The organism is Prochlorococcus sp. RS04, from assembly GCF_001989455.1.
Taxonomy (GTDB): domain Bacteria; phylum Cyanobacteriota; class Cyanobacteriia; order PCC-6307; family Cyanobiaceae; genus Prochlorococcus_A.
Map to the genome: position 1 here is coordinate 599,115 of NZ_CP018346.1, position 23,083 is coordinate 622,197.

Consider the following 23,083-nt stretch of genomic DNA (forward strand, 5'->3'; position numbering starts at 1 on the left):
TTCTTAATTGACCTGTAGTATTTTGGGGATGTTTCAAATAACCAATTTATTTGATTTCAGATTTTTATATTATCATTTTTATCATTTCTTACCCACTTTTTTTGGGTCGTATTTTTATTATTGCTACCAAAATTAAATAAATTTGAAGGTTTCGTGAAATCACCAAATACAAGATTTATAGACTTTAATATTTTCAAAAAGTTATTTTTAAACTCCACAAAGGTAATTAATTTTTTCTTTTCGTTATCTGTCAATTGGTACCATCTAGATAAAAAAAGCTCTGCTAGATAAAAAATAACTAGTACTGTTAAAAAAAGAAAAATTACAAAAAATGATTCATCTATTGTTTTATTTTTAATTATTAATATCAAACCTATTAATAAATTTAAAAAAGCTTTAATTAAGTCTTTTGGTTTGCCGAGCTCAAGATAAATTATCGGTACAGTTAGAAAAATTGTCCCAACTAAAATATAAAAAGTTCCCAAATAAAATATCAAACTATTCATTAAATTAAGCACTTAATCAAAGTATAAGAGTAGATATCAATAAAAAACTATCTATCAGAATTTCCTTAAGTGCGGTCGGGGAGACTTGAACTCCCACACCCTAAGATACGAGTACCTAAAACTCGCGCGTCTACCAATTCCGCCACGACCGCTCTTATAAAATAATAATTGAAAGAGGTATATTTTAAGAATTTTTTTTCTTAAGATGATTAATTTGACACATTAAAATTAAATTAAAAATCTCCTAAAAGAAATTTTTTATGTTTAAGCATGCAATCATCTAAAAATATTAGTTATATTATCTAAAGAATAAAAGAAACGATTTCAAACTTAACCAGTAAAAATACAACGAAAAATACTAATTCTTCAAAAACATTTAATTGGCAAAAAGAGATTAAAAATTACGTAGATCCGCCAGGTTTTTGGAATCCAACATTAGGTTTATTTTTTGGCGGTTATTTTCTCGCTTTTCTTAGCATATGGCAATGGTATAGAGGTGTTTGGCCTTTACCTTTACTTGTAGCTACTGCTTTTTTGGCTTTACATATTGAAGGTACTGTTATTCATGATGCCTGTCATAAAGCTGCTCATCCAGTTCCTTGGATAAACCAAGCAATGGGCCATGGCTCAGCTATTTTATTAGGGTTTAGCTTCCCAGTTTTTACGAGAGTTCATTTACAACATCATATTCACGTAAATCACCCCAAAAATGATCCAGATCATATTGTCAGTACTTTTGGTCCAATTTGGCTAATTGCTCCAAGATTTTTTTATCATGAGGTGTTTTTCTTTCAAAGAAAACTCTGGCGAAGATATGAATTACTACAATGGGGAATTGAAAGATCCATATTTATAACGATTATCTTGGCAGGTTTGAAATTTGACTTTATGAATTTAATTTATAATTTATGGTTCGGGCCAGCATTAATGGTAGGAGTCACTTTAGGAATATTTTTTGATTATCTACCCCATAGACCATTTCGATCAAGAAATAAATGGATAAATTCTCGAGTTTATCCAAGCAAATTTATGAATTTATTAATAATGGGACAAAATTACCATCTCATTCATCATCTTTGGCCTTCTATTCCTTGGTTTGAATACAAAATCGCTTATGAAAAAACTAAGCCTTTATTAGATAAAAAAGGCTCCCCTCAAAGGGTTGGGATATTTGAAAGTAAAGAAGACGTTTTTAACTTTATTTATGATTTATTAATAGGTGTAAGGAGTCATAGCAAAAAGAGGGGGAAAATAAGAAAAATCATAAATTTATATCCAGGCTTTAAAATAAAAAAATTTTTATTAAAGATAGTCAACAAAACATTTATTGGTAGCAACTAACTTTCTTATTCATTAATGATTTTTGGTACTTTATAATATTTATCTTCCCGCGATGGACCCAATTCTAAAAGTTCTTCATTGCAATCAGAATTTTTCTTTTCGTCTTTTCTAAATACATTTACAACCTCTATTGCTCTTGTTGTACAGGGGACGTCATCTGTATCAATTTTTTCAAGTTGTCTTATATAGTCCAATATCTTTTCTAATTGTTCTGCATGATTATTAATTTCATTCTCGTTAAGTTCTAATCTAGCTAAATGAGCAACTTTTTTTACTTCCTCTTTAGTTATTTTTGTCATACCTTTAATATCTTTCTTATTAAATAATAGTTTATTAAGAACAACTTATTTACATATCTTTTGAATTTCAAATAATTTAAAGAATAATCACATCTTTTTAAAAATCAATATCAATTAATAGCCTTAAATATTTTTCTCAGCTAAATATAATACTAGATAGGCATTGAAAAATAGAAGAAGAATTATTTCCAAAAAATTTTTTTTATCGGCACTCTAAACTTGTTGCTCCTGATTTAATAGGCTGTCACCTCATAAAAAAAAATAATGAGATAGATCAAGTTAAAGGAGTAATTGTTGAAACAGAAGCTTATTCACAGGAAGAAGAGGCCTGTCATGGCTACCGCAAAATGACTGAATCAAACAAATCATTATTTGGCAAACCTGGCACATTTTATATTTACAAATCTTATGGCATTCATCATTGTTTAAACATAGTTACTGATAAAGAAAATTTTGCGAGTGGTGTTTTAATAAGATCAGTTTTTATCTCTAATAAAAATGAAAGATTAGCTTCTGGACCTGGCCTGGTAACTAAAACATTCAGAGTAGACATTTCATTTAACTCACTTGAAGTTCTTAATAACAAATCTCTATGGATTTCTCCACGAAAATCCACTCTAAAAGAAAAAGATCTCATTCAAACTACGAGAATTGGCATATCAAAGGCAAAAAATATAAAATGGCGTTGGTATCTCAAAAATAGTAGGAGTGTAAGTAAAAGATTAAAAGGTGACAAAACACCTAAATTTCAATGATCATTTATCTTTTTAAGCGTAATGCAAATTTGGCCTCATAAACATATTCACACACTAGCTAATTTTTCAATTAAAGATTATGAGTCAGTATTTGAATTAGCTAATAGATTTGATGCACTTAAGAATGCAGGAACAAAAAAGCTACCGGCCTTACAAGGGACTTTGGTAACTTCTTTATTTTTTGAAGCTAGTACAAGAACAAAAAATAGTTTTGAGCTTGCAGCAAAAAGACTGTCTGCTGATGTGCAAACGTTTGCGCCATCCTCCAGCTCTTTAACAAAAGGCGAAACAATAATTGATACAGCCATAACTTATTCTGCTATGGGGGCGGATACATTAGTTATCAGACATTCATCAAGTTACATAACCTTTGAGATCGCAAAAAAACTTGATGCAATAAATTCCAAGACTTCGGTTCTTAATGCGGGAGATGGATTACATAGTCACCCCAGCCAAGGATTGCTTGACATGTATACATTGATAAAGTTCTTTTCCAAAAAAACACTGAATCCAGAGGTTTTAAATTCCAAAAAAATTTTAATAATTGGAGACGTTAATCATTCAAGGGTTGCAAGGTCAAATCTTTGGGCTTTGAGTGCATTCGGCGCAGATATAATCTTATGTGGTCCTAAGACATTAATATCTGATGAATTTATCCATTTTTTAAAAACCCCTGCGCCAAATCAAACAGAAGATCCTGTTAAATCAAGAGGTTCTGTAACAATTTCTAGATCATTGGAAGAATCAATAAAAATTGCAGATGCGATTGTTGTTTTAAGACTCCAGAAAGAGAGAATGATTAAAAATTTACTAAGTAGCATTGATTCATATAGTTTAGATTATGGCTTAACCCTAGAGAAATTATCTTTAAATAATAAAGGAATACCAATTCTACATCCTGGTCCCATAAACAGAGATATTGAAATAAGTAGCCAAGTGGTAGATCGATATCCTAATTGCTTAATTAATAATCAAGTTGCAAATGGTATCCCTATAAGAATGGCTTTGCTTTATCTATTGCAAAAACACAACAAGTAAATTTATAGCAACTTAAGACTTTCAGTAAAGAAACCATAAAATAATCCCAATCTTAAAGAATCTAATAAAAGTACTAAAAATTTCTTTTTCCTTTCAAATCTAAAATTTCGTCTTAGAGCTATTAAAAACTCAACAAAAACTACTGATAAAAAAGCAGCTACAGGATCCATGAGTTCCACAACGGCACTTACCATACCAAGAGAACTTCCAAAAAAGTAGCCTATTAAAAGTGTAATCAATGATATTGAATATCTTCGCCATGGATTATTAGCCCAAATACTTAATGTCTGAATATTTTCCACAATTTTTAGCTGAAATTTTGTCTTTTGAGGTTTAACAACCATTTTGCTTTAAACTAAGCGGCTTCAGAGTTTGATTGAATTTTAGTATTTCCTTCTATTAATTCAAGTAACGCTTCCAACTGAGCCATTAATCCTCTTAATTCGCCTGGTTCAGGGAAAAGATCATCTTCATTTATTCCTAAATGCATTTCTCTAAGCTCTTGCCTTAAATAGCGTATGTGACTAATGACTTGCTCTCTTTTGTTTTGCGACATAATATAGATTTTTACATCGATATTTTAAGAAAGATTATTTTTGAAAAGGGGAGTTTGCATATTTATGACTGAGAATGAAGATAAATGACCTTACAATAATTTGAAAAGATTATGAAATTTGAAAACTATAATATCCTTGAAAATATTTACTTAATTTTTATATCAATTCTAAATAATTCCTTGAGGCATTATTATTAAAGTATATTGACTTTACTCAATATGAAATTCATTTCTGAAAATAAAATAAGTGAAGAATTAGTAAATTCTTTTGATGAAGAAATGACTCTTGAGCTCGCTAAAAGGCTAGAAGAAGATAACTATAATACTCCATTTGATGGTTTAAAAGATTGGCACTTACTGAGGGCTCTTGCAATCAATAGACCTGAATTAACAACTAATTATACCCATCTCCTCGATCAGGAACCTTTCGATGAAAACTAAAAGTAAGGACTCCAAAATAAAGGTTCTTTTATTAATAACTGGGAGTATTGCGGCTGTAAGAATTCCATTATTAGTTAGCCAATTAGCAAAAGAAAATTATGAAATAAGATGCGTTTTATCAAAAAATGCAGAAAAATTAATAAAGCCGCTTTCTCTTTCTATTTTAAGTAGAAACCCTTGCATTTTAGAAAATGATCAATGGTCTGATAGTCAATCAACACCTCTTCACATAGAACTAAGTAATTGGGCTGATATTTTAATCATCGCCCCTTTAACAGCGACAACATTAGCAAAATGGGTAACTGGAAATGCAGAGGGATTAATCTCTAGCATCTTAATAGGAAATATAAAGCCAATTATTGTTGCACCAGCAATGAATTCACAAATGTGGCTAAATAAAGCTGTACAAAAAAATTATGAGAATTTACAGAATTACGAAAATGTTTTGTCTTTGCAACCAAGTGAAGGCCTCTTAGCATGCGATGCTATTGGCATCGGTAAAATACCTCCAAATGATCTAATACAATTAGCTCTCGAATTTATAGCTTCACACAAACAAAATGAATATCGCAAAGATTTGATTAATAAAGAAATTTTAATAACTGGAGGATGTACCTCAGAGAAAATTGACGCGGCAAGACACATTACTAACAAAAGTTCTGGAGCTATGGGCCTACTTCTTTCTCAAGTAGCGAGGTTCAGGGGAGCACAAGTAAAATATGTTCATGGGCCCCTGAAAATCGATAAAAATCTTACTGATGGAATAAAAAGATATGAAATTGAAACTAGTTTTGATTTAATTAGGGCACTTAATAATGAAATATCAAATTGCGATTATTTTTTCATGAATGCAGCAGTATCTGATTTCAAGATAACCTCTGATACTTCAGCTAAAATTCCAAAAAATCAAATTAATGCTCACTTAAATCAAAACTTTGAGCTAGTCCCAGATATTTTAAAAACAATTAGTAAATCAAAAAAAGATAACCAAGTTTTTGTAGGCTTTTGTGCTTTTACAGGATCTATCGAAGAAGCACGAATGACAATTAAAGAAAAGATTATCCAAAAGGGTTGTGATTATCTATTCGCCAATCCAATTGATCTTGAAGGCCAAGGATTTGGCTTTTTGGCACAAAATGAAGGTTGGCTATTCGATACTAACAATATGGAACATTACATTAACAAAACATCAAAAATTGATTTAGCAAATAAATTAATAACCAAAATTATTTCATAAAAAAAATAAAAAAATATTTTTTAATTTGTATTTTTTTGTAATCTTAATCATTAAAAATAATGTGATAGCTTAAAATAATTCCAGTTTTTTAAAATCTAAAAAGCTACGGGTTGTTTCGAGGATTTAATAGTCCTATCTTTTATGGTCCTTTCCCTTGTAATATCCGTACTGAACTTATTAGATGACCTTTAATCTATTGCCACAGAACTTTACTGCAACTTTAATTATGAGAATTCGTTCTTTCCTAGCTTTTGTTATTTCTATTTGCATAACTTTTGCTTTCGTACCTGTTAAAACATTTGCTTTTTCTGAAAGAGGAAATGCACAATTTACAGATGTTGTTAATACAGGAAAAGCTAATGATTGTCCTACATTAGACTCATCTCTTGTCGGATCAATATCTTTAGGTAATGGAGATAGCCTCAAAGGAATATGCATGCATCCAACAGAAGTTTATGTAAAAGTGCCAGGAACAAAAAGAAAAGCTGCAGAATTTGTTTCTACAAAAATTATTAGTCCTAGAAATAACACCACAGTGACAGAGGTTTATGGAGATATAGATTCAGGAACTTTTACTGAAAAGGGTGGTATTGATTTTCAACTTATTACTGTATTAACTCCTGGTGGTTTAGAGGTGCCATTTGCATTCTCAGCAAAAGATCTTACAGCTGATTTACCTTCATCTATTGAGCCAGGCACTGAGGTTAGTGGTTCAACATTTACACCTAACTACAGAACTGGTGACTTTCTAGATCCTAAGGCAAGAGCTAAAAATACTGGTGTTGAATATGCTCAAGGTTTAGTTGCATTAGGAGGAGACGACGAAGAACTTGCCAAAGAAAATATTAAAGTTGATGTAAACGGTACTGGTGTTATTACTCTTTCCATCAACAATGTAGATTCTGACACAGACGAATTTGCTGGTACTTTTGAAGCAATCCAACCTTCAGATACAGATATGGGTTCAAAGGATCCACTTGATGTAAAAATAATTGGGGAGCTTTACGGAAGAAAGGCATAAACCCTGCTTAAGAGAAAAAGGGGGTTAAACCCCTCTTTTTTTTTTCAAAATTTTTTTATCAATTTAAAAAATGGAATTACAACAAAAAACTAAAACAGATACCAATGGACTAATACCGCCTTATGGAGGGGAACTAAAAAATTTAATTATCAAAGATAAAAATCTTAAAAATGATCTTATCTCTAAAGCTACTTATGAATTTGAATGTAGTGAGAGAAATGCATGCGATGTAGAACTTTTGATGGTTGGAGCTTTTTCTCCATTGGAAGGTTTTATGGATGAAAATAACTACAATTCGGTAATTAAAAATAATAGAAATATAGATGGGTTGCTTTTTGGCTTGCCTATTGTATTTGATTCAAATAATGAAAAAGTAAAAGCTGGAGAGACAGTATTGCTGACTTATAAAAAACAAAAAATAGCAGTTTTAGAAGTTAGCTCTAAATGGGAGCCTGACAAATCCTTAGAAGCTGAACTTTGTTATGGTACTAATTCTTTAGATCATCCTGCTGTTAAGATGATTTTTAACGAGAGAGGGAGATTTTATATAGGAGGAAGAGTTTATGGTTTCGAACTACCAACTAGAGAATTCCCCTGCAAAACTCCAGAAGAAGTTAGATCTTCACTGCCATCAAATCATGATGTAGTTGCATTTCAATGCAGAAATCCAATTCATAGAGCACATTATGAATTATTTACTAATGCTTTACTTTCAGATAATGTCTCCTCTAACTCAGTTGTTTTAGTTCATCCTACTTGTGGGCCAACTCAACAAGATGATATCCCTGGAAAAGTTAGATATTTGACCTATAAAGAATTAGAAGAGGAAATATCTGATGAAAGAATAAAATGGGCTTTTTTGCCTTATTCAATGCATATGGCAGGGCCAAGAGAAGCTCTTCAACATATGATAATCAGAAGAAATTATGGCTGCACCCACTTTATTATTGGTAGAGATATGGCTGGTTGTAAGTCGTCGTCAACTGGTGAAGATTTTTATGGTCCATATGACGCCCAGAATTTTGCGAATAAGTGTGCAGATGAATTGATGATGCAAACTGTTCCCTCAAAAAATTTAGTTTATACAAAGGAAAAAGGATATATAACAGCTGAAGAAGCTAAAGAATTTAATTATGAAATTATGAAACTTAGTGGTACTGAATTTAGAAAGAAATTGAGGAATGGCGAACCAATTCCTGAATGGTTTGCATTCAAAAGTGTAGTAGATGTTCTAAGACGCTCTTAATATTGTTTTATTATTAGTATTATAGATTTATTAAAGATTTTTTATCGTGAACAAACGTTGGAGAAACGTAGGACTTTACGTCCTAGCTGTCATTACTGTAATTTTCATTGGTACTTCAGTTTTTGATAAACCTAGTACTGAAAGTTCGACGAAGACCTTAAGATATAGTGATTTTATAGAGGCAGTTCAAGATAAAGAAATCAGTAGAGTCTTAATATCTCCAGATAATGCCACAGCTCAAGTTGTTGAAAATGATGGGAGCAGATCTGAGGTCAATTTAGCCCCTGACAAAGATTTATTAAAAATTCTGACTGAGAATAATGTAGATATCGCTGTAACTCCTACAAAATTAGCCAATCCATGGCAACAGGCTGTAAGCAGCTTAATTTTCCCAGTACTTTTGATTGGAGGCCTATTTTTTCTTTTCAGAAGATCCCAAAGTGGTAATGCTGGAGGTGGCAATCCTGCCATGAGTTTTGGCAAGAGCAAAGCTAGACTCCAAATGGAACCATCTACACAAGTAACCTTTTCAGATGTTGCTGGTGTAGAAGGAGCAAAATTAGAACTAACAGAAGTTGTAGACTTTCTTAAGAGCCCAGATAGATTTACTGCAGTCGGAGCGAAAATTCCAAAAGGAGTTCTTCTTGTTGGTCCTCCTGGTACTGGAAAAACATTGTTAGCTAAAGCAGTAGCTGGAGAAGCAGGTGTACCTTTTTTCTCAATATCTGGTTCAGAATTCGTAGAGATGTTTGTTGGGGTAGGAGCTAGTAGAGTTAGAGATCTTTTTGAACAAGCTAAAAAGAATGCTCCTTGTATTGTGTTTATTGACGAAATAGATGCAGTTGGAAGACAAAGAGGAGCTGGTATGGGCGGAGGAAATGATGAAAGAGAGCAAACATTAAATCAACTCTTAACCGAAATGGATGGTTTTGAAGGTAATTCAGGAATAATAATAGTTGCTGCAACCAACAGACCAGATGTTTTAGATTCAGCTTTAATGCGTCCTGGAAGATTCGATAGACAGGTAACAGTAGACCGACCAGATTATGCTGGAAGATTGCAGATATTAAATGTTCATGCGAAAGATAAAACTCTTTCAAAAGACGTTGATTTAGATAAAGTTGCCAGGAGAACACCAGGATTTACTGGTGCAGATTTAGCTAATCTTTTAAATGAAGCAGCAATACTAGCAGCTAGAAAAGATTTAGATAAAGTAAGTAACGATGAAGTCGGTGATGCCATTGAAAGAGTTATGGCTGGCCCAGAAAAGAAAGATAGAGTCATCAGTGAGAAGAAAAAAGAATTAGTTGCTTATCACGAGGCTGGTCATGCACTCGTTGGAGCATTAATGCCTGATTATGATCCAGTAGCAAAAGTCTCAATCATTCCAAGAGGTCAAGCTGGGGGGCTAACCTTCTTTACTCCAAGTGAAGAAAGAATGGAATCTGGTCTTTATTCTCGTTCTTACCTTCAAAATCAAATGGCTGTAGCTCTTGGTGGAAGAGTTGCTGAAGAAATAGTCTATGGCGAAGAAGAGGTAACAACCGGAGCTTCAAATGACTTACAACAAGTTGCAAATGTAGCAAGACAAATGATCACTAAATTCGGTATGAGTGACAAAATAGGTCCAGTCGCACTAGGACAATCTCAAGGTGGAATGTTTCTCGGAAGAGATATGAGTTCTACAAGAGACTTCTCTGAAGACACAGCCGCAACAATTGATGTAGAGGTTTCAGAACTTGTTGATGTTGCCTACAAGAGAGCTACAAAAGTTTTAACTGACAATAGAACTGTCCTTGACGAAATGGCTCAAATGCTAATTGAAAGAGAAACTATAGATACTGAAGATATCCAAGACTTGCTCAACCGCTCAGAAGTAAAAGTCGCAAACTATATTTAACTTGGAATTTTAAATTTTTAATGAATAATAAAGAAGATTCTTTTTCGGAGTACCTGAAAATTGAATCTTTTTTTTTACTTATAAAACCTGAAGTTAATATTTACTCAAATACCTCTATAAGAAATTCATTTTTTGAAGAATTAGAAAAATTAGTAAAATTAGGATTAAAGAATATTGAAATAAGTTGGTCTAACAACGAAAATTGGTTCGATTTTGTATCCGATATCAAAATTAAATATCCAAGAATTAATTTAGGCTCTGCCTCCATAGTTAATAAGCAATCAATAAAAGATTCTTTAAAAATTGGATTAAATTTTTCGATGATGAAATTTTGGGATAAAGATCTTTTCAATTATGCGCAATCAAAAAATTATTTATTAATTCCTGGAATTAATAATTTAAAAGATCTTAAGGAAGCGATAGATTTAAATTGCAACATTATCAAAATTTACCCAATAAAAAGTAAAGATAGTTCGATAAATATACGCAACTATAAAAATATTGATTTCATTGCTGCTGGAGGACTATCAATCAATGATTTAAAAACTTATAAATCTTTAGGGTATAAAGCAGTTGTAATTGGAGATAAAGCTATCAAAAATAAAAAATTTGATCCAAAAATATATGAATGGCTCAAAAATAATTAAGTTAAGGATAAATATAATTTATTCAACAAAACTACTATTTATTTATTAAGTCACACTGAGCATGATTTAGAAGCAAATGATCAGCAAGTACTAAAGCTACCATAGCATCAACCATGGGAACTGCTCTTGGTAGAACGCATGGATCGTGTCTCCCTTTTGCTTTCATAAGTACTTCTTTACCTTCAGCATTCACTGTTTTCTGTTCTTTCCCGATGGTTGCTGTAGGTTTAAAAGCTATCTTCATCTCGATATTTTCACCATTACTTATTCCGCCCTGTATACCTCCTGAATTGTTTGATGTTGTTCTTAACTTACTATTATCATCAGACTTGATGAAGGCATCATTATGTTCACTTCCTTTTAAATAAGTTCCAGAGAAACCTGAACCTATTTCAAAGCCTTTCGTGGCAGGCAAAGACATCAAAGCCTTTGCTAAATCAGCTTCTAATTTATCAAAAACAGGCATTCCAAGACCAGAGGGAACATTTCTTACTAGACATTCAATAACACCGCCGCAAGAGTCTCCTTGACGCTTTAATTCCTTAATTCTCTCGATCATTTCTATTGATACCTTTTCATCAGGACATCTAACAATATTAGAATCTATTTTTTTGAGAGAAATCTTCTCTTTATTTATATCAGAATCAATATCATGTATACGCTTTACCCAAGATAGTATTTCAGTGTTACAGAAGGTTTTTAATAATTGTTTTGCTACAGCACCAGCAGCTACTCTCCCAATTGTTTCTCTAGCAGAGGCTCTACCACCGCCAGAACTTGCCTGAATTCCATATTTCAGATGATATGTACCATCCGCATGAGAAGGTCTAAATACCTGCTCCAAATTATTATAATCTCCTGGTCTTTGATCCTTATTTCTTACCAACATTGCTATTGGAGTTCCAAGTGTTAACCCTTCCTTTATCCCACTTAATATTTCAATTTTATCTTCTTCATTTCTGGGTGTTGTAATGTCACTTTGGCCAGGTCTGCGCCTATCTAATTCATTTTGTATCAGATTTATATCTATTTTTAACTTAGGTGGACATCCATCAAGGATTACTCCTACTGCACCACCATGTGATTCTCCAAAAGTACTAACGCGAAAAATTTTTCCAAAACTACTACTCATAGAAATATCAAATGTTTTATCTATATATAAACATTATATGAAACCAATTGAAAATTAAACAAAAAAAAGCCCCCAAAAAGGGGGCCTGTAAGTTTAAGAACTTTAAGCTTAACCGATAGCTGGAGCTGAAAGAGCTACTGTTGTAGACTCAGCTGCTGCTAGATCAAGTGGGAAGTTGTGAGCGTTACGCTCGTGCATTACTTCCATACCTAGGTTTGCTCTGTTAAGAACGTCACCCCATGTAGGAACAATCTTACCGTTCGCATCAACAACTGATTGGTTGAAGTTGAAACCGTTAAGGTTGAATGCCATTGTGCAGATACCCATTGAAGTTAACCATACACAAACAACTGGGAATACAGCTAGGAAGAAGTGAAGACTTCTGCTGTTGTTGAAACTTGCATATTGGAAGATCAAACGACCGAAGTAGCCATGAGCTGCAACGATGTTATATGTTTCTTCTTCTTGTCCGAACTTGTAACCATAGTTCTGAGACTCAGTCTCAGTTGTTTCTCTGATTAGAGATGAAGTAACAAGTGAACCGTGCATAGCTGAGAATAAAGATCCTCCGAACATACCAGCAACACCAGCCATATGGAATGGGTGCATAAGAATGTTGTGCTCTGCCTGGAAAACAAACATGAAGTTGAATGTTCCAGAGATACCTAGAGGCATTCCGTCAGAGAATGAACCTTGACCGAATGGGTATACAAGAAATACTGCGAAAGCTGCTGAAACTGGTGCAGAGTATGCAACACAGATCCAAGGACGCATACCTAAACGGTATGAAAGCTCCCACTGTCTTCCCATGTATGCTGAGATACCGATTAGGAAGTGGAAAATTACAAGCTGGTAAGGACCACCGTTATATAACCACTCATCTACAGTAGCTGCTTCCCAAATTGGGTAGAAGTGTAGACCAATAGCGTTAGATGAAGGAACAACTGCACCTGAGATGATGTTGTTTCCGTATAGGAATGAACCAGCAACTGGCTCTCTAATTCCGTCGATGTCTACTGGTGGTGCTGCGATGAATGCAACGATGAAGCAAGCCGCTGCTGTAAGAAGGCATGGAATCATTAAGACGCCGAACCAACCAACATAAATTCTGTTGTTAGTTGATGTTACCCACTCACAAAACTGTGGCCAACCTTTTAACAGCGAAGAACGCTGCTGCTGAATAGTTGTCATGAGTTCGTAAAGTATGTCTCTAAAGAGAGACGTGTAAATAAAAACGGAAATAAATTCCGCTTCGAAGATTTTAGACCAAAATCGCTAAAAATGTGTAAATATTTTTTCTTTAAGTAAATTTATTTTTTGAAAAACATGAGAAAAGAACTTCCATGTCTTAAGATTTTCTTTGTTATTGAGGATTCAACTTGGTAATAATCGAATGGCTTCTTAACGGAAAAAGATCTAGAGAGGTAGTTTCCTTAAGAGAGGCTAAGCATAGAAGACTGCAATTAGAGGCTTTTGGAGCTGTTATTTATTGGAGTGAAAGAATTTAGGGTTTTAAGGTTTAAAAATTAGAAAAAAAAATAAAAGTATTAAATATTAAATAAACTTATCTATTAAATAAAAAATTCTTATTACTTTTCAGCGATTTATTGTTCCGGTTTCTTAATTTAAAGACTTTCAAACTCTTGAACCCATAGTTTATTGGAACGAATCACTTCTTTTTTTGTGTAGCTCATGGCAATTTTTTTTTCCTTATAAGCTACTTCTCCAATAAAAACAGGCCAAATCAATTTGTCTCCTTCATATTTGTGAATTATTCCTTGGCTATCCAGAAATAATGGATCTCCTTTTTTAATCATTTTCCAATCTTGGTTTATTCTCTCAGGATGAATTAAGCCATCAATATCTCCTTTTTCATCTCTTGGATAATCTATACTCCCTTGATGAACGTGAACAACTAATTCCCTTGGTAGTTCTATAAGGTTGTTTTTTAATTTATCTATCTCTTCCCTCAGGGAACTAATAATTATCAAGAATCTATCTATGATTTTTGGATCATAAAAATTTTGTGCGACAGCTCCTATTTCAATAACTAAACCACATGGCCAAGCTTCTACAAGAAAGCCTGTTTGGGCTTTATCTTTTTCGTGCAAATAAATAGGCAATCCAAATTTGTTCTGCAGTAATGCAGCTAAACAAAAATCTTTGGATCTCCTCCCATACATAACAATGCTTGTTCCCATATTTGCAGTAGTTGTGTGCAAATCGATTGCAATTTGACAGGGTTTAGATCCATCAATTCCAAATTCATCTACTAAAAAATTGGCTCTATTAATTTCGTAAAAGCTATTCTTGTGTTGATCAAAATTCTCACTTTCTTTAAAAGATCTATTTAAATCTACATCTATATATCTGCAACCTTTTTCATAGGCAGCAGGATTACCTATGATGAACTCATAATCAATACCATTATTTAAACTATTTTCTTTTCTATTAAATTGCTTAACAGCCCAAACAGGATTAATTTCATTCCCATGAGTGCCTGAAACGATAAGTATTCTTTGAACAGTCATTTTTTCTTTAAAAATAAAATTTTATGCAAAATAAATACCTTATAAAGGCCTCCAGAAAATTCTGGTTTTGGTATTGGACTCAATTAATGAATGGCTTCGCACCATCAGATATACATGGTAATTATAAAAGGCCTAAAGGTATAACCATAAATAGTGAATACGATATTAATAATGAAAATGGACAAATTTATTTATTAGTAGGTCATTCTTGTCCATGGTGTCAAAGAACTTTACTCGTACAAGAAATAAAAGATTTATCTAAAAAAGTTAAAGTAATTTTTTTAAAGGCAGATGTTGAGCATGGCGAATGGATTTTCAATACAAAGATTAAGGGATGCATGAGACTTTCAGACCTTTACAAAAAAGCTAATAAAAAGACTATTTTTAGAGCGACATTACCTCTTTTAATTAGCTTTGTAAAAGATGAAGTAAATATTCTTTCTAATGAAAGTTCACAGATCATAAGACTACTAAATTCAATAAAAAATGAATCGAAATATCAAGCATTGAGTATTAAAGATGGTAATCAAAATTTTTTAGATTTAATTAATAACAGCATTAATGATGGTGTATATAAATGTGGTTTCGCCAGAAACCAGTCAGCTTACGATAAAGCAAGTAAAAATCTTTTCGCAGCTATAAATGAAATTGAAAATTTACTGCAGAAAAATAAAGGGGACTGGATATTTGGAGAAGAGTTAACCTACGCAGATATTTACCTTTTTCCAACGCTTATAAGATGGGAATTAATATATAGCAAACTTTTCAAATGTACTGAACAGGAACTATCAAGTTTTGAAAAGATTATTGAATGGAGATTAAAATTCTTTAAATTATCTAACGTAAAAAGGACATGCTTTGACAATGAATGGAAAAAAGATTACTACAAAGCTTTATTCCCTTTAAACCCAAATCAACTAATCCCAGTGTTACCATCGCTAGAGAAAATAATGAGAATAGAAGTCGAAAAAATATAAAAATCAATTTCAAAAAAAAAATGATGTTGTAATGAACACTTATTTAGTTCATAGATAATGCAATTTCATTAGAAATTAACTATGTTATGTATGTCTACTAAAGTACGAAAAGCTTAAAATGAAATCCATTGACGAACACATCCAAAAAGATCAATCGGAAATCGAATCTGCAAAAGCAGAGGGCAATCTTCCAAAGGTCAGACATTTAACTGAAGAGCTAAAAGAACTCGAAGAATATAAGGATCATCATCCAGAAGATAAACATGACCCTAATGCTTTGGAATTATTTTGCGACGCCAACCCAGATGAACCAGAATGTCTTGTTTATGATGATTAAGTTACCTTAATTATTAGATAATGCATAAAAAAAAGGGCTTTTGAGCCCTTTTTTTATTTCTTGAATTCTTTTAGTAATCCATATTAAAATCTGATGGGCTACCTGTCAGAGAACATACCACCGACTCTTCATTTTTCATTTCCTTAACTTCTACAATCGGTCTTCCCATTTTCTTAAGAACCTCAATATCTTGAATGGTTTGACATCTAGCTATTATTTTTCCTTGTTTATCAAAACAACTGTAGAAATTCATATTTTGTTTAGAGAATTATCTTATTTATGGCTAATTTTCATTATTAAATCAAGTGTATTTATTTACAAAAAAATTTTTAATTTCAGTTAGATCCTTTTCCAAACTTCAGAAAGCAGTGAGGATAAACCTTTTTTTAAAGATGAAGAAATAACTAAAACTTTCTTTTTTGATAAATCTTCTAACTTTTTTGTAATTATTTTCAAATAATCATCATCTACCAGCTCCATTTTATTTAACACTATTATCCTCTCTTTATCTAAAAGACCTTTCCCATATTTTTTTAATTCCTGCTCAATAATCTCAAAATCATGTAAAGGATTTTCTGCAATTGCATCAATTAAGTGAACAAGTATCTTCGTTCTTTGGATGTGCCTTAAAAAATCATGCCCTAAACCTACTCCATCAGCTGCACCTGATATTAATCCAGGAATATCAGCAAAAAGGCAACCATTCCCATCAATTTTTCTTACTACACCTAAGTTAGGTATTAGGGTCGTGAAAGGATAATTTGCGATTTTTGGACGTGCAGATGATACAACGGAAATCAAAGTACTTTTCCCAGCATTTGGAAGGCCTATAATCCCAACCTCTGCAAGAAGTTTTAGTTCTAATTGAACCTCCCATATTTCACCATCTTTTCCTTCAGTGAATGATTCTGGAGCTCTATTTTGATTACTTAAATAGTAAGCATTACCATGTCCACCTCTTCCTCCAATGGCAATTGTTAAACTCTGTTTATCTTTAGTTAAGTCTCCTAAAATAATGCCGGTTTTAATATCTCTTATTTCTGTGCCGCAGGGAACTTTAAGGATTCTATCCTCACCTGAAGCACCTGATCTCTTATTAGGACCTCCTTTGCATCCATCTTCAGCAATTATTTCTCGTTTGAATTTGAAATCTAATAATGTTTGAAGATTATTATCAGCCATCAAAATAACTGAACCCCCTCTGCCACCATTTCCCCCCGAGGGTCCTCCAGCAGGAACGAATTTTTCTCTTCTAAATGAAACTATGCCATTTCCGCCTTTTCCAGCTTTAAGAATAATGTTTGCTTGATCAATAAATTGCACTTAATACGCTTATTAAATTGTTTTCTAGGTTTTTTAAATTTTATTTTATCCACGCAATACTGCAACCAGGTCCACCCTCGGCGTTGGCTGCATCTTCAATCTTATCAACATAATTTAAACCTGATAACCAATTTCTTAATCCTTTTTTTAATTTCCCTGTGCCAATTCCATGAACAATCCATAGCGGTCCATGAAATTTTCTAATTTTCTCCTCAATAACTATTTCGGCTTCATGAACTCTTAGCCCTCTTACGTCAATTGTATTTTTACTCGTTCTAATTTTAGAAAAAGAAAAATCTTCTCTTGTAGAGTTGATTTCAATCTTTGATATTTTGGAATTAGGCTTTTCTCCATTAATACCTTCAAAGTCATTTACAGATAATGTGCTTCTGAATGCACCACATTTAACTTCGTAAAAACCACCTTTTTTATCTAAATCTACAATTTGCCCCGTACTATTTAGGCTTTTTATTTTCACAAAATCACCAACCTGAGGAATCCATGATATTGACTTTTCAAATTTTTTTTGGGTTAAATGTTCCGTCTCAATTTCCTTTAATCTTTTTCCAATAATTCTCGTATCCTCTCCGTTTACATTTTTATCTCTTAATTTTTTAATCAAATCTATTACCTCTCTCTTAGCGGATACAATATGTTTTGATAATTTAGACCTTTCAATTTCTTGGATTTTTTCAGCATTTATTTTTTGATATTCATAATTTCTCTTCAGTTCATCATGTAATATTTCAGTCCTTGCAATCAGTTCTGCAGCCTCTTCTGCAGAATTTTGTTGCTTAATCCTCTCTTCCTCAAGTCCTTTAATAATACTGTTAATATTATCAACCTCTTTTGGCTTTAGATAATTAGCCGCTTCATTAAGTATGCTTTGATCGAGACCAATTCTCTTTGAAATTGACAAAGCATTACTTCTCCCAGGAATACCCCAGTTGAGTATATACTTTGGCTTCAAAGAATCCTCATCAAAAGCAACTGATACATTTTCAAATCTTGAGTCATTATATTTTAGAGCTTTAATATCTCCATAATGTGTGGTTGCTAAAGTGATATCAGATTTATTTGCAAATTCTTTTAATAACGCCATCGCAAGAGCACTTCCTTCAAGAGGATCTGTACCAGATCCAATCTCATCTAATAAAACAACAGATAATCCTTTCTTTTTATCAAGTGAATCCAATATCTCTTTTATGCGGGATATATGCCCGCTGAAGGTAGATAAATTTTCTTCTAATGATTGATTATCTCCTATATCCACATATATATTTGGACAAAAAGGGATAATAGGGTTTTTAGTTGAGGGTATCAATAATCCTGCTCTAGCCATAAGTAAAGACAAACCCAAACCTTTTAAAGCTGCCGTTTTACCTCCAGTATTTGGACCTGTAATAGCTACAACCTTAATATTTCTATTTATATGAAAATCGACAGCCACAGGGGGAGGGGCTCCTTTTTTCTTATGTTCCCAAATCAATAACGGATGAGAAAAACCAATTAAAGAGATAATAGGATTTTTATCAAAGGTAGGAGTTTTGCCTCCAATCCATTTAGAATATCTTGAACGAGTTAGAGCATTTTCTAATCTCAATAAAATAGATGCCATTTCAATAAGACTTTCTGAATTATCACTAACAACTTGGGACCATTTCTTTAGTAATTTAAATTCTTCTGCTGTGATCCTAGCCTCTAAAGAAGCGATCTTATTACCTTTAATAACTACACTTTCAGGCTCAAAATATACTGTATTTCCTGAGGATGAAGAGTCATGAATTATGCCTTTAAATTTATCTACATAATTAACTTTAACTGCTAAAACAGGCCTACCATATCGATCTCCAATAGTAGTATCTTGCAAATAAGCTAAATTCTTTTGAATAAATTTCTCAACTAATATTTTTCTTTCAAGTTTCTTAGATAAAAATTCTTTTCTAAGAATAGATAGTTCATTACTTGCATTTTCTGAAATCCTTCCATTAGATTCAATGCCTTTTTTAAAAATCTTTTCGATATTCTGATGGTCAATTAGATTTTTTGTAAATGATGAAATATAAGGCCTTTCTTCAAAATCTAATAAGATTTTTTTTAAATTTCTTGCTGCAGCAATTGTTTTCGCTATTTCTAACAATTCAGAAGATGAAATTACACCTCCCTTGGAACAAATTTCAATATTTCTACTAATATCAAAAACACCAGAAAAACTTATTGATTTATCTAAATTATTTTCTAGCTCATTTATTTCAACAGTTTCATGCAACAGTCTTTTAGAGGCTTCGTATTCTGAAGGAATAACAAAACTTAAAATTGCTCGTTTACCCATTTCCGTTGAGGCGAATGAAGATAAATGCGTTTTTAATGAATCCCACTCTAAAAGGCTTATAGATTCTTCTTCTAAGGTGTTATCTGAATATGATTTTTTAGAATAACTTTTCTCTGGCATACAAAAAAAAAGAATCAAACATTCGATTGAATCCCTTCAGGAGGAACATAAAGCATCTCGAGCCAGTTTCCTTCAGTATCCTTCATGTAAAAAGATGCTGTCCCATCTCTATGTTCATGTAAAGGACCAACTTTTACACCAGAATTCTTTAAATCATTTTGAATATTTTCCACTTCTTTTTTATTTTCAAAATGAAAAGCAAAGTGTGGTCCCGCAGCTTTGTAGCTAGGGCCTAACAACGCAAGTCCATCTTTACCTTTACCAGCTTCTAAATAAGACCAATCTTTATCGTCCCAAACTAAATTCATACCCAGCTTAATATAAAAAGATTTAGCCCTTTCGAGATTCTCTACTCTTAGTGCAATGTGACCAATCCTATTTACTCCTTGTGAAAACTTCAAAACAAAGCGGTTAATTTATTACTTATTTAAGAATAAACCAAATTTTTGTTAATAATGAGTTTTTAAGTATCCTGCAACCATTGAGATGCATCACAAGCATGATAAGTGAGTATTAATTTTGCTCCAGCTCTCTTAAAACTAAGCAATGTTTCTAATACAATATCTTTTTCATTGATCCAGTTCTTCATAGCAGCAGACTTGACCATAGAATACTCCCCACTAACGTTGTATGCAGCAATGGGTTTATTTGAAAAAGTGCTTAATCTATAAACAATATCCAAATATGAAATACCTGGTTTTACCATCAAAATATCAGCTCCTTCATACTGATCCAATGCAGATTCAATTAAAGCCTCTTTTGAATTGGCAGGGTCCATTTGATATGTAGACTTATTGTCTGGAATTATTTTCTTACTATTCTCTCTAGGAGCAGAATCTAAAGCAGTTCTAAATGGACCATAGTAAGCAGATGAATATTTTGCTGTGTAACTAATAATACCTACATCACTAAATCCTTGACTATCAAGAACAGTTCTAATTGCTCCAACTCTCCCATCCATCATGTCACTAGGGCCAATAAAATCTGCTCCAGCTCTTGCTTGTGTTAAAGCTTGTTTTTTTAAAATTTCGATTGTTTCGTCGTTCAATATTTTTCCAGTTTCATCAACTAATCCATCATGACCATCACAAGAGTATGGGTCCAAGGCAACATCTGTCATTATTGCCATTTCTGGAATCTCTTTTTTTAATATTCTAATAGCTTTAGGTATTAAACCGTCTTCATTAAAACACTCTGCTCCATCTTCAGTCTTTAAACTATCGTTGATCTTTGGGAAAAGAACCACACACCGTATTCCCAATTCCCATGCCCTAGTAACCTCCTTTATTAAACCATTAATATCCCATCTATAAGTTCCAGGCATTGCTGAAATTTCCTCTTTAAAATCTTTTTCATGAATAAATAATGGATATATAAAGTCAGATGCCGTTAGATGATTTTCTCTAACCATTTCTCTAATTGCTTCAGTTCTTCTTAATCTTCTAGGACGAATAATCGAATTCATATGAATATTATTTAAATTGAAAAATATTTATCTAATACATTAATCGCTCGCCTCGCACATAAATCAATCAGAGACTACTTTTGTTCAGGAAAATTAACTAAAATTTATTTAGTAAGAGCAAAAAAAGTTACAAAAATATTTTGCACAATCTTCATTTTTCACAAATTTACGTCATTAAGAGATAATATCTTCTAGTTAAGTGTTTATTTTTAGGAGAGCATCTTTGAAAATAATTAATGGGTTTCATCTGAAAAATGTAAGAGGCGATATTCTTGGAGGCATCACGGCCGCAGTTGTGGCTTTACCTCTAGCTCTTGCTTTTGGTAATGCTGCTTTAGGGCCTGGTGGAGCAATTTATGGACTATACGGAGCAGTAGTAGTTGGTTTTTTAGCAGCATTATTCGGCGGAACACCTGCTCAAGTTAGTGGCCCTACTGGTCCCATGAGTGTAACTGTTGCAGGTGTAGTAGCAGGCTTAGCAGCAGTAGGGGTTCCAAGAGATCTTTCTGCAGGACAAATTTTACCTTTAGTTATGGCAGCGGTAGTCATTGGCGGCTTACTGCAAATATTATTCGGGATTCTAAAACTAGGTAAATACATTACTTTAGTTCCATATTCTGTTGTTTCAGGATTTATGTCTGGTATTGGAGTAATAATCATTGCACTTCAAATTGGGCCATTACTAGGAATTAGCACTCGAGGTGGAGTGGTCGAATCTTTAACTACTGTATTTTCAAATTTCCAGCCAAATGGTGCTGCTATTGGAGTGGCAATAATGACTCTAGGTATAGTATTTCTAACTCCTAGAAAAATAAGTCAATGGGTTCCTTCTCCTCTATTGGCCTTATTGATAGTAACTCCAATATCAATTTTAATTTTTGGAGACGGAGCTATAGATAGAATTGGAGAAATTCCAAGAGGAGTTCCATCTTTAAATTTCCCAAGTTTTAATCAATATTTCCCAATTATTTTCAAGGCAGGATTAGTCTTAGCAGTACTTGGCGCTATTGACTCCTTACTGACATCTCTAGTAGCAGACAATATCTCTCAAACAAAACATAATTCTGATAGAGAACTTATTGGTCAAGGGATAGGAAATGCTGTAGCAGGTCTGTTTTCAGGTTTACCTGGAGCAGGAGCAACCATGAGAACAGTTATAAATGTTAAATCTGGAGGATCAACTCCCATTTCTGGTATGGTTCACTCAGTTGTATTGTTGATAGTTTTAGTTGGTGCTGGACCTTTAGCTGAGCAAATACCAACTGCATTGCTAGCAGGAATTCTTATAAAAGTAGGCCTTGATATTATTGATTGGGGATTCTTGAGGAGGGCTCACAAATTATCTTTAAAAACATCATTAGTAATGTACGGTGTACTTTTAATGACTGTTTTTTGGGATTTAATTTGGGCAGTTTTAGTCGGTGTATTCATAGCAAATATGCTAACTATTGATTCAATAACCGAAACTCAACTAGAAGGTATGGATGAGGATAATCCTTTATCAAAAGATGATCAAGCAAAAAATTCATTGCCTGCTGATGAAAAAGCACTTCTCGATAGATGTTCAGGAGAAGTAATGTTGTTTAGACTAAAAGGACCACTTAGTTTTGGAGCAGCTAAAGGAATATCTGAAAGAATGATGCTTGTAAGAAACTACAAGGTTTTGATATTAGATATCACTGATGTACCAAGACTTGGAGTAACGGCGACTCTCGCAATAGAGGATATGATGCAAGAAGCAAAAAATAATTCCAGAAAAGCATTTGTTGCTGGTGCAAACGAAAAAGTGAAGGATAGATTAGCTAAGTTTGGAGTTGAAGGCATTATTGAAACAAGAAAAGAAGCTTTAGAAACTGCTCTAAATGAAATAGCTTCGTAA

The 23,083-nt window shown here is 32.9% G+C and carries 25 protein-coding genes and 1 tRNA gene; 13 read left to right on the forward strand and 13 right to left on the reverse strand.

The window, feature by feature from the left end; all coding sequences use genetic code 11:
* Positions 1-56: 56 nt before the first annotated feature.
* A complete protein-coding gene (locus BS621_RS03500) occupies positions 57-506 on the reverse strand; it encodes a hypothetical protein (RefSeq protein WP_077141827.1) in 450 nt (149 codons plus the stop codon).
* A 70-nt stretch (positions 507-576) separates the two neighbouring features.
* Positions 577-658: transfer RNA gene (locus BS621_RS03505), tRNA-Leu, on the reverse strand.
* A 382-nt stretch (positions 659-1,040) separates the two neighbouring features.
* On the opposite strand from BS621_RS03505, the gene BS621_RS03510 reads away from it, so the two are divergent.
* Positions 1,041-1,847 (forward strand): fatty acid desaturase, encoded by an 807-nt coding sequence (locus BS621_RS03510; RefSeq protein ID WP_237073303.1) that lies wholly within the window; start codon positions 1,041-1,043, stop codon positions 1,845-1,847.
* Between the two features lie 5 nt (positions 1,848-1,852).
* Here BS621_RS03510 and gatC read toward each other — a convergent pair whose 3' ends face one another.
* The gene (gatC, locus tag BS621_RS03515; RefSeq protein ID WP_077141829.1) at positions 1,853-2,146 is read right to left on the reverse strand and encodes an Asp-tRNA(Asn)/Glu-tRNA(Gln) amidotransferase subunit GatC; all 294 of its coding nucleotides are present in this window, start codon (positions 2,144-2,146) and stop codon (positions 1,853-1,855) included.
* A 170-nt stretch (positions 2,147-2,316) separates the two neighbouring features.
* Between gatC and BS621_RS03520 the strand changes: the two genes are divergently transcribed.
* Positions 2,317-2,901 (forward strand): DNA-3-methyladenine glycosylase, encoded by a 585-nt coding sequence (locus BS621_RS03520; RefSeq protein WP_077141830.1) that lies wholly within the window; start codon positions 2,317-2,319, stop codon positions 2,899-2,901.
* Between the two features lie 21 nt (positions 2,902-2,922).
* Positions 2,923-3,939 carry an aspartate carbamoyltransferase catalytic subunit gene (locus tag BS621_RS03525; RefSeq protein WP_077141831.1) on the forward strand — a complete coding sequence of 339 codons (1,017 nt, stop codon included), beginning with the start codon at positions 2,923-2,925 and terminating at the stop codon, positions 3,937-3,939.
* A gap of 2 nt (positions 3,940-3,941) precedes the next feature.
* Here the strand turns inward: BS621_RS03525 and BS621_RS03530 are convergent, their stop codons facing one another.
* Positions 3,942-4,283, reverse strand: coding sequence for a DUF565 domain-containing protein (locus BS621_RS03530; protein WP_077141832.1), 342 nt, complete (start codon positions 4,281-4,283; stop codon positions 3,942-3,944).
* A gap of 11 nt (positions 4,284-4,294) precedes the next feature.
* Positions 4,295-4,495, reverse strand: coding sequence for a hypothetical protein (locus BS621_RS03535; protein WP_077141833.1), 201 nt, complete (start codon positions 4,493-4,495; stop codon positions 4,295-4,297).
* A 219-nt stretch (positions 4,496-4,714) separates the two neighbouring features.
* Between BS621_RS03535 and isiD the strand changes: the two genes are divergently transcribed.
* From isiD to BS621_RS03565, 6 genes are all read left to right on the forward strand, one after another.
* Positions 4,715-4,936 (forward strand): protein IsiD, encoded by a 222-nt coding sequence (gene isiD / locus BS621_RS03540; protein ID WP_025971674.1) that lies wholly within the window; start codon positions 4,715-4,717, stop codon positions 4,934-4,936.
* Positions 4,926-6,173 carry a bifunctional phosphopantothenoylcysteine decarboxylase/phosphopantothenate--cysteine ligase CoaBC gene (gene coaBC, locus BS621_RS03545; protein WP_077141834.1) on the forward strand — a complete coding sequence of 416 codons (1,248 nt, stop codon included), beginning with the start codon at positions 4,926-4,928 and terminating at the stop codon, positions 6,171-6,173. The genes isiD and coaBC overlap by 11 nt, the downstream gene beginning before the upstream one ends.
* Before the next feature lie 226 nt (positions 6,174-6,399).
* Positions 6,400-7,194: a photosystem II manganese-stabilizing polypeptide gene (locus BS621_RS03550; protein WP_025890347.1), complete on the forward strand. Its 795-nt coding sequence runs from the start codon at positions 6,400-6,402 to the stop codon at positions 7,192-7,194.
* Positions 7,195-7,264: 70 nt separating this feature from the next.
* On the forward strand, positions 7,265-8,440 hold the full coding sequence (gene sat, locus BS621_RS03555; protein WP_077141835.1) for a sulfate adenylyltransferase: 1,176 nt from the start codon (positions 7,265-7,267) through the stop codon (positions 8,438-8,440).
* A gap of 46 nt (positions 8,441-8,486) precedes the next feature.
* Positions 8,487-10,340: an ATP-dependent zinc metalloprotease FtsH gene (gene ftsH / locus BS621_RS03560; protein ID WP_077141836.1), complete on the forward strand. Its 1,854-nt coding sequence runs from the start codon at positions 8,487-8,489 to the stop codon at positions 10,338-10,340.
* A 20-nt stretch (positions 10,341-10,360) separates the two neighbouring features.
* The gene (locus BS621_RS03565; RefSeq protein ID WP_077141837.1) at positions 10,361-10,987 is read left to right on the forward strand and encodes a bifunctional 4-hydroxy-2-oxoglutarate aldolase/2-dehydro-3-deoxy-phosphogluconate aldolase; all 627 of its coding nucleotides are present in this window, start codon (positions 10,361-10,363) and stop codon (positions 10,985-10,987) included.
* A gap of 34 nt (positions 10,988-11,021) precedes the next feature.
* Here the strand turns inward: BS621_RS03565 and aroC are convergent, their stop codons facing one another.
* The gene (gene aroC, locus BS621_RS03570; protein WP_077141838.1) at positions 11,022-12,119 is read right to left on the reverse strand and encodes a chorismate synthase; all 1,098 of its coding nucleotides are present in this window, start codon (positions 12,117-12,119) and stop codon (positions 11,022-11,024) included.
* A gap of 108 nt (positions 12,120-12,227) precedes the next feature.
* Positions 12,228-13,310, reverse strand: coding sequence for a photosystem II q(b) protein (psbA, locus tag BS621_RS03575; RefSeq protein WP_002805533.1), 1,083 nt, complete (start codon positions 13,308-13,310; stop codon positions 12,228-12,230).
* A gap of 188 nt (positions 13,311-13,498) precedes the next feature.
* Here psbA and BS621_RS09700 point away from each other — a divergent pair, with 188 nt between their 5' ends.
* Positions 13,499-13,627 (forward strand): hypothetical protein, encoded by a 129-nt coding sequence (locus tag BS621_RS09700; RefSeq protein WP_257008958.1) that lies wholly within the window; start codon positions 13,499-13,501, stop codon positions 13,625-13,627.
* Between the two features lie 117 nt (positions 13,628-13,744).
* On the opposite strand, the gene BS621_RS03580 is transcribed toward BS621_RS09700, so the two are convergent.
* On the reverse strand, positions 13,745-14,650 hold the full coding sequence (locus BS621_RS03580) for an aspartoacylase (RefSeq protein ID WP_077141839.1): 906 nt from the start codon (positions 14,648-14,650) through the stop codon (positions 13,745-13,747).
* Between the two features lie 23 nt (positions 14,651-14,673).
* Here BS621_RS03580 and BS621_RS03585 point away from each other — a divergent pair, with 23 nt between their 5' ends.
* Positions 14,674-15,627, forward strand: a complete 954-nt coding sequence (locus BS621_RS03585; RefSeq protein WP_077141840.1) for a glutathione S-transferase family protein — start codon at positions 14,674-14,676, stop codon at positions 15,625-15,627.
* A 118-nt stretch (positions 15,628-15,745) separates the two neighbouring features.
* On the forward strand, positions 15,746-15,964 hold the full coding sequence (locus BS621_RS03590; RefSeq protein WP_011817713.1) for a CP12 domain-containing protein: 219 nt from the start codon (positions 15,746-15,748) through the stop codon (positions 15,962-15,964).
* A gap of 70 nt (positions 15,965-16,034) precedes the next feature.
* Here the strand turns inward: BS621_RS03590 and BS621_RS03595 are convergent, their stop codons facing one another.
* From BS621_RS03595 to hemB, 5 genes are all read right to left on the reverse strand, one after another.
* Positions 16,035-16,217, reverse strand: a complete 183-nt coding sequence (locus tag BS621_RS03595; RefSeq protein ID WP_011862263.1) for a hypothetical protein — start codon at positions 16,215-16,217, stop codon at positions 16,035-16,037.
* Between the two features lie 86 nt (positions 16,218-16,303).
* Positions 16,304-17,287 carry a GTPase ObgE gene (obgE, locus tag BS621_RS03600; protein WP_077141841.1) on the reverse strand — a complete coding sequence of 328 codons (984 nt, stop codon included), beginning with the start codon at positions 17,285-17,287 and terminating at the stop codon, positions 16,304-16,306.
* Positions 17,288-17,327: 40 nt separating this feature from the next.
* Positions 17,328-19,739 carry an endonuclease MutS2 gene (locus BS621_RS03605; protein WP_077142656.1) on the reverse strand — a complete coding sequence of 804 codons (2,412 nt, stop codon included), beginning with the start codon at positions 19,737-19,739 and terminating at the stop codon, positions 17,328-17,330.
* A 14-nt stretch (positions 19,740-19,753) separates the two neighbouring features.
* Entirely contained in the window at positions 19,754-20,140 is a 387-nt protein-coding gene (locus BS621_RS03610; protein WP_032523985.1) for a VOC family protein, read from the reverse strand.
* Positions 20,141-20,202: 62 nt separating this feature from the next.
* A complete protein-coding gene (gene hemB, locus BS621_RS03615; protein ID WP_077141842.1) occupies positions 20,203-21,204 on the reverse strand; it encodes a porphobilinogen synthase in 1,002 nt (333 codons plus the stop codon).
* Between the two features lie 223 nt (positions 21,205-21,427).
* Between hemB and BS621_RS03620 the strand changes: the two genes are divergently transcribed.
* Positions 21,428-23,083, forward strand: a complete 1,656-nt coding sequence (locus BS621_RS03620) for a SulP family inorganic anion transporter (protein ID WP_077142657.1) — start codon at positions 21,428-21,430, stop codon at positions 23,081-23,083.